General features: G+C 45.9%; 7 protein-coding genes. 1 reads left to right on the top strand and 6 read right to left on the bottom strand.

Translation table 11 applies throughout. The features are described 5' to 3' along the window. Positions 1–184: 184 nt before the first annotated feature. The 6 genes from IV55_RS03410 to IV55_RS03385 form a co-directional block, all read right to left on the bottom strand. Positions 185–1,150 carry a type I phosphomannose isomerase catalytic subunit gene (locus IV55_RS03410; protein WP_057809384.1) on the bottom strand — a complete coding sequence of 322 codons (966 nt, stop codon included), beginning with the start codon at positions 1,148–1,150 and terminating at the stop codon, positions 185–187. Between the two features lie 59 nt (positions 1,151–1,209). Further along, a complete protein-coding gene (locus IV55_RS03405; RefSeq protein ID WP_057809382.1) occupies positions 1,210–2,220 on the bottom strand; it encodes a serine hydrolase domain-containing protein in 1,011 nt (336 codons plus the stop codon). Between the two features lie 185 nt (positions 2,221–2,405). Continuing rightward, the gene (locus IV55_RS03400; protein ID WP_057809381.1) at positions 2,406–3,065 is read right to left on the bottom strand and encodes an ABC transporter permease; all 660 of its coding nucleotides are present in this window, start codon (positions 3,063–3,065) and stop codon (positions 2,406–2,408) included. Between the two features lies 1 nt (position 3,066). Beyond that, a complete protein-coding gene (locus IV55_RS03395; RefSeq protein WP_057809379.1) occupies positions 3,067–4,005 on the bottom strand; it encodes an osmoprotectant ABC transporter substrate-binding protein in 939 nt (312 codons plus the stop codon). Beyond that, a complete protein-coding gene (locus tag IV55_RS03390) occupies positions 4,002–4,649 on the bottom strand; it encodes an ABC transporter permease (protein ID WP_057809377.1) in 648 nt (215 codons plus the stop codon). Before IV55_RS03390 ends, IV55_RS03395 begins: the two co-directional genes overlap by 4 nt. A 2-nt stretch (positions 4,650–4,651) precedes the next feature. Further along, complete coding sequence (locus IV55_RS03385) at positions 4,652–5,818, bottom strand: betaine/proline/choline family ABC transporter ATP-binding protein (protein WP_057809375.1); 1,167 nt, start codon at positions 5,816–5,818, stop codon at positions 4,652–4,654. Between the two features lie 126 nt (positions 5,819–5,944). Here IV55_RS03385 and IV55_RS03380 point away from each other — a divergent pair, with 126 nt between their 5' ends. Next, complete coding sequence (locus tag IV55_RS03380) at positions 5,945–6,148, top strand: hypothetical protein (protein WP_057809373.1); 204 nt, start codon at positions 5,945–5,947, stop codon at positions 6,146–6,148. Positions 6,149–6,155 lie beyond the last annotated feature (7 nt).

The raw sequence follows: 6,155 nt of genomic DNA, 5'->3' as shown, positions 1-6,155 counted from the left end.
GGAAGTCGTGAGCAAGACCTAGAACTGCCGTACGGGTTGGGTTTCAACCCGGTAGGTAGTTCGTAGTCTGCACAGCGACTTCCCGACTTTTGTTCCACGTTTTCGCTATTTAAGTTCATAAATCAAAAAATAGTTTGGGACAAATGATTTATGTCCCAAACTATTTTTGATTTCGTTCAGTTATTTAGACCTTGGCACCTGGTTCGCTAGCAATGATCTGAACATCACCACTAATCGTCCATTCTTTAATGTCGACGGGCAAAATAAAGTGCATTCCCTTCGTTAAGGTGTAGGGAGCTTCTCCAGGTACCGTTAGTTCACCACGACCAGCAAGTACTGAAGCCAGCGTATAGGGTGCTTCACCACGTTTGAAAGTAGCAGATCCACCTGCTAGGCGCCATTCACAAACGGCAAAGAAATCAGAATCCACAAACTTTGTCACTGTTGCATCCCCGACCTGCATCTTAACGATATCCAACTGCGGATCAACATGTGGTACCGTTGTCACATCAATACTTTGCTGCTTATGCAAAGGCCGTTTATTTCCCTTCGCATCAGTTCGATCCCAGTCATACACACGGTAAGTCGTATCTGAACTTTGTTGCGTTTCTAAGACCATAATACCGGCACCCAACGCGTGAATCGTACCGCTTGGGACGTAGAAAAAGTCACCAGCTTTGACTGGCACCGTCCGAAAAAGCTGATCCCACTTATCGTGATTGATCCAATCGGCTAGCTGTTCATGTGTCTGAGCATGATGTCCATAATAAAGCTTAGCACCGGGTTCCGCGGCAATCACGTACCAACATTCCGTTTTGCCTAATTCGTGCTCATGCTCAGCCGCGTAGGCGTCATCAGGATGGACCTGCACCGACAGATCTTCATGAGCATCCAAAATTTTCGTCAACAATGGGAACACATCACCCTTGGCATTGCCAAACACTTCCCGATGTTGCGCCCAAATCGTGTCCAGAGATTCACCACGAAATTCACCATTGATAACGGTTGCTGGCCCATGTGGATGTGCCGAAATCGCCCAAGCTTCGCCAGTGTGATCAGTCGGTAGTTCATAGCCAAACCGTTCGTGTAGGCCAGTACCACCCCAAATTTTGTTGTGAAAAACAGGAATCATAAACATTGGTTCAGTCATGTAGCGAGACCACCTTCATTAGTTTTGTAAGCTGTTACATTCTAGTGTAGCACAGCCGTTTAGGAGATTCTCGCCGCTTCATTCAAAAACGTTCGGTAAAAATCAGGCCGCCATTTTATAAAGCGTTGATTCTGCTGCGTTGGATGGACACGATTCGTCAAGCAAATTGCACCTTGATGTGTCACCCGGTCCAAAATAAGGATAGTCCCGGTAAAACCAGTGTGAAATGAAACAAGATGTGAATTATCGCTAGCTGCGAGCAAGTTCCAGCCTAAAGAGCGACCTAAATTACGCTGTGGCGTTTGGTCCGTTTGTAACAAATCACGTGACTTAGCTGATAGTACCCGATCATCATCGCTTAAGAACCACTGACTAAACTTAATTAAATCGGCCAAACTTGCGAATAATCCAGCTGAGCCACAATGTGCGCCAAGAATCGCGGCCTTCGGATCATGAACACGCCCACGTAATAGACCAGTGGGCTGTAATTCTGTTGGAACACATTGTTTCGATTTCGGTGTAAATGTCGCTGTTGTCAGCCCCAACGGACGGAGCACCTGTTGCGTGATAACTGTTTGTACTGGCTGCTGATACACATTTTCCAAGATGTAGCCGATAAAAATCAATCCGATATCCGTGTAATGATCTCGTTGCTCAAAACCTGGTCCCACGGGCAACTGTAGTAGCGCTGCCCGCAGCTGATCGGCTGACAACTCATTACGATGCGGAATGAAACCGCCAATCGCTGAGGTGTGCGTCAACAAATCGCGTAACGTTACGCGTGTATCCTGCCATGCTGGCACAAATTTCGTCAACGTATCATCAATGGACACGCGGTCTTGCTCAACTAACTGCATCAATGCTGTGGTTGTCCCAACTACCTTCGTCAAGGAAGCGAGGTCATACAACATATTTGGTTGTAATGTCTCACGCTGTGGCCACCAAGATGCCGCTCCTAGTACACGTTGATCCACCTCAGTGCCATCTAATAAGGCATACGACATCCCTGGAACAACGTGTTCATTGACCAATCGTTCTAAACAAGCCTTCGTCTTCGTATACGCATGCATCGCGACACTCCCTGATTATTTTCTATCACTACCTTACAACTCTTTTTGAACTGACATAAGAGCCCCGTTGCAAACTAACTAAGCCTTTATTTAAAAACGTGTGCTTGAGACGAAGTCGTTACCGTCCTAAGCACACGTTTTCATTTGCTGAATCAACCGGCGCACAATCTCGCCGAAAAAAATGCTCACTTAGTTGCTTGACTAGGATCAAAGCGTTTTTGTAACCAACCCAAGACGACATCAGCCACAATCGCCATTAAAGCCGTCGGCAACGCCCCAGCCAAGATAATCGCACCGCCATTCGTCGCGTTGGTTCCACGAATAATAATGTCGCCCAAACCGCCAGCCCCAACAAAGGAACCGATGGCAGTAATCCCAATCGCTAACACTAGTGCATTACGAATACCCGCCATGATCACAGATAGGGACAGCGGCAATTCAACGAATCGTAGCAATTCAAAGCGTGTCATTCCCATCCCTTTTCCGGCATCCACCACATCGGCGTTCACATTTAACATGCCGGTATAGGTGTTTTTAATAATCGGTAGTAACGCGTACAAGAAGACGGTCACAATCACCGTGTTCACGCCTAAGCCAAGTCCTAGCATCAGCACCGACAGCATCGCTAATGACGGAATGGTTTGAATCACATTCGCAATACCAATCACCCAACCACTTAATTTGCGGTACCGCGCGATTAAGATTCCCACAGGAATTCCAACAATTGCCGCAAAGAGTACACCATAAATTGAGATCAGAAAATGATGATTAAATTGCGCCAGCACATACAAGCCATTTTGCTGAAAATAAGCAATCAGTTGCTGCCAAACATTTAGCTTTGCCATCTTACTTACCCTCCTCAAAATAGTGGTGTGCCCGCAAGTATCGTTGCGCAACGGTTGCAGGTTCTTCCAAATCATTATCAACTTGATAATTCAATTGTTGCATCGTGTGGGCGTCGAGCTTGCCGTTTAGGCGTGCAATTGTCGGTCGCAAAGCAGGAAATCGTTTCAAAGCGGCATCATTTGCGGCAGCGCTACAGTTATACGGTGGAAATAAATTGCGGTCATCAGTCAATACTTTCAAATGATAACTGGCAATTCGCCCATCCGTTGAATAACCAAGTACGGCGTCCATTCGAACATTTTCCAGTGCATCATAAACCAAACCAATTTGCATCGGATAGACATCGTTAAAGGCGTATCCATAGACACGTTTGAAATCGGTATACCCGTCGCCATGACGATTTTCCCAGATTGGATCAATCCCCACCTTCATGCGTTTGGCAACTGGCTTTAAGTCACTCACAGTCGTTACATGATTCTCTTTGGCAAAGTCCTGTGTCACCATCCAAGCATACGTATCTGCAAAGCCATAACTCGGAAAGTACGTCATGTGATAGTGCTGTTTAAAGTAGCGCGTAACATACGCATCTGTCTGCGCCGGCGTGCGACTACGGTCAATCTTTTTACCCATGATTGATTCCAAATCCGTACCGGTATAACGCGTGGCAGTTACATCAGCATCACCGCGCTTCTGCGCATTAAATGTCACATTACCTGAACCTAAATTGGCAATGATCGTACTCTTATAAGGCGTTTCATGTTGTATTAAATCCTTGAGCATTTCTGCCATAATTTGTGATTCTGTGGTGGATTGGGCCGCAATTCGGACTGTTCCGGTGCGACTATTATTTAATCCCGGAAAGCCACAACCGCCCAATGCCAGCATTAATCCTGCGCTTGCCAACAGCAATCCACTTACTTTGAGCCATCTTTTTTTCATGCGACAGAATCCTCCTTTGCAGCGTCCGTTTGGGCTGTAAAGACATGCTCCAACTGCCCTAACAAGAAATCAACGACTAAAGCAAGCAGGATTACTGGAATTGATCCGCCTAAAATTAGGTCACCACGATACAGATTTAGCCCATTAAAAATGAAGTCCCCAAGGCCACCAGCACCGATGTACGAGGCCAATGTCGCCCAGGCAATCACGTATGTGCCAGACAGTCGCACACCAGCCATGATCACTGGTGCTGCTAGTGGTAGCTCAACCATGCGAATGGATTCCAACTGACTCATGCCCATTCCTTTAGCTGCATCTAGGACACTCGGATCCACATCAGCTAATCCCAAATACGTGTTACGTAAGATTGGCAGTAAGGAATAGATGAATAACGCGATAATCGCAGGCTTTGCACCGATCCCAAACAGTGGAATCATCAACGCTAGTAACGCCATCGCAGGCACCGTTTGAAGCACACTCGCTAAACCAATAACAATCCCTGCAGCTTTTTTGAACCGGGTTAAGACCACACCAAGTGGCACAGCGACCAACACACCTAAAAATAATGCAATTCCAGAAATGTACAAATGCTGCCAGGTTTTGAACAACAGTTGCCCACCGTAATTCTGTAAAAAGGTGATCACAATTAAACACCTGCCTTACTTGCTGCATCCGCCTGCCCATCAGCAGCCTCGTCACCAAATAACGCATCATAAACAATGTCCACCAACGCAGCGCGCGTTACGATTCCCACTAAGTGTTGCTGATCATCCACTACGGGTACGTTCTTATAGCCATGTTTTAAAATTCGATCGACCGTATCACGAATAACGGCATTTTCATTAACGTAGAAAATTTTCGTATTGACGATGTTCCTTAATGCTTGTTGCGGTGCATAATTATCACTGAAGCTTTCAATATCCACAAACCCGATCAACTTCTTGTCGGTATCAGTTACCAACAGCGTATCTACGCGTCGCTCATGCATTAATTTCAAAGCTTGCGACATCGTTTGATCAGCCGTCATGGCAACTGGTGTCTTAAGCATGACTTGTCCAACCGTTGTGATACTTGGTTTTGCTTGAATTAACCGGTCATGACCAATTAATTCTTCCACAAATTCATTGGCAGGATGGCGCAAAATTTCTTCCGGTGTCGCTACTTGAACCGTTTTTCCATGCGACATCACGACAATTCTGGTTGCCAATTTCAGGGCTTCATCCATATCATGGGTGACAAAGACAAATGTTTTACCAGACTTTTGCTGCAGGTTTTTGACTAAATCTTGGAGTAATTCGCGCGTCACTGGGTCTAACGCACTAAACGCCTCATCCATTAAAATGATGTCTTGATCCGCAGCCAGTGCACGGGCAACTCCGATACGTTGTTGCTGACCACCAGACAGTTCGGCTGGATAGCGATCTAAAAAACTATCGGGCAGCTCAACTAAATCAATCATTTCTTTCGCGCGCTTATTTCGCTTTTCCTCTGGCCACTTTAATAAGCGCGGCACCAATGTAATGTTGTCCCGAATGGTCATGTGTGGCAGCAATCCAATGTTTTGAATCACGTAGCCAATCCGTCGCCGTAGTTGCACCGGGTTCATTTCAGCAATATCTTGACCGTCAATTTCAATGGTTCCCGATGTTTGGTGCAGCATTCGATTAATCATGCGCATCGTCGTCGTTTTTCCAGATCCTGAGGTACCGATAAAGCAGATAAACTCACCCCGTGCCACTTCTAAATTAAAGTCCTCAACTGCGACTTTATTGCCAGCATACGTCTTGTTCAGATGATTCATGGTTAAAAACATTTGTCGTTGTTGCCTCCGTTTCAATTGCCAAAGTAATAAAAGCTTTCTACCACCCTAACGTGGTTCACCCACTGAATGCAAATTAGTCTAGTGTTATCTCATGATTAACACAGAAAGGCGATCACCATGAGTTTCAAAGAACTTCAACAGCTACGTGAGCGTCTGCAACGTCGCCTCATCAATGCGATTGTGCTGGCAATTGGCTTGCTTGTTTTACGTCAGTTCACCACAACAATGATTGTCGTTTTCGCTTTTTTTACGTGCGTGCTATACACGGCTGCGATCCTGCTTTTATGGAGTTGGGTCTTGTGGCAACTGGCCCATCGATAAGCAGATT

This window comes from Furfurilactobacillus siliginis, assembly GCF_001437435.1.
Classification (GTDB): Bacteria; Bacillota; Bacilli; order Lactobacillales; family Lactobacillaceae; genus Furfurilactobacillus; species Furfurilactobacillus siliginis.
Note: the sequence above shows the minus strand (reverse complement) of the source record. Positions and strands in the feature narration are given on the sequence as shown.

Excerpts from the sequence above, each read along its gene's own strand:
- IV55_RS03410 (WP_057809384.1), bottom strand. The coding sequence starts at position 1,150 with ATGACTGAACCAATGTTTATGATTCCTGTTTTTCACAACAAAATTTGG.
- IV55_RS03405 (WP_057809382.1), bottom strand. The coding sequence starts at position 2,220 with ATGCATGCGTATACGAAGACGAAGGCTTGTTTAGAACGATTGGTCAAT.
- IV55_RS03400 (WP_057809381.1), bottom strand. The coding sequence starts at position 3,065 with ATGGCAAAGCTAAATGTTTGGCAGCAACTGATTGCTTATTTTCAGCAA.
- IV55_RS03395 (WP_057809379.1), bottom strand. The coding sequence starts at position 4,005 with ATGAAAAAAAGATGGCTCAAAGTAAGTGGATTGCTGTTGGCAAGCGCA.
- IV55_RS03385 (WP_057809375.1), bottom strand. The coding sequence starts at position 5,818 with ATGTTTTTAACCATGAATCATCTGAACAAGACGTATGCTGGCAATAAA.
- IV55_RS03380 (WP_057809373.1), top strand. The coding sequence starts at position 5,945 with ATGAGTTTCAAAGAACTTCAACAGCTACGTGAGCGTCTGCAACGTCGC.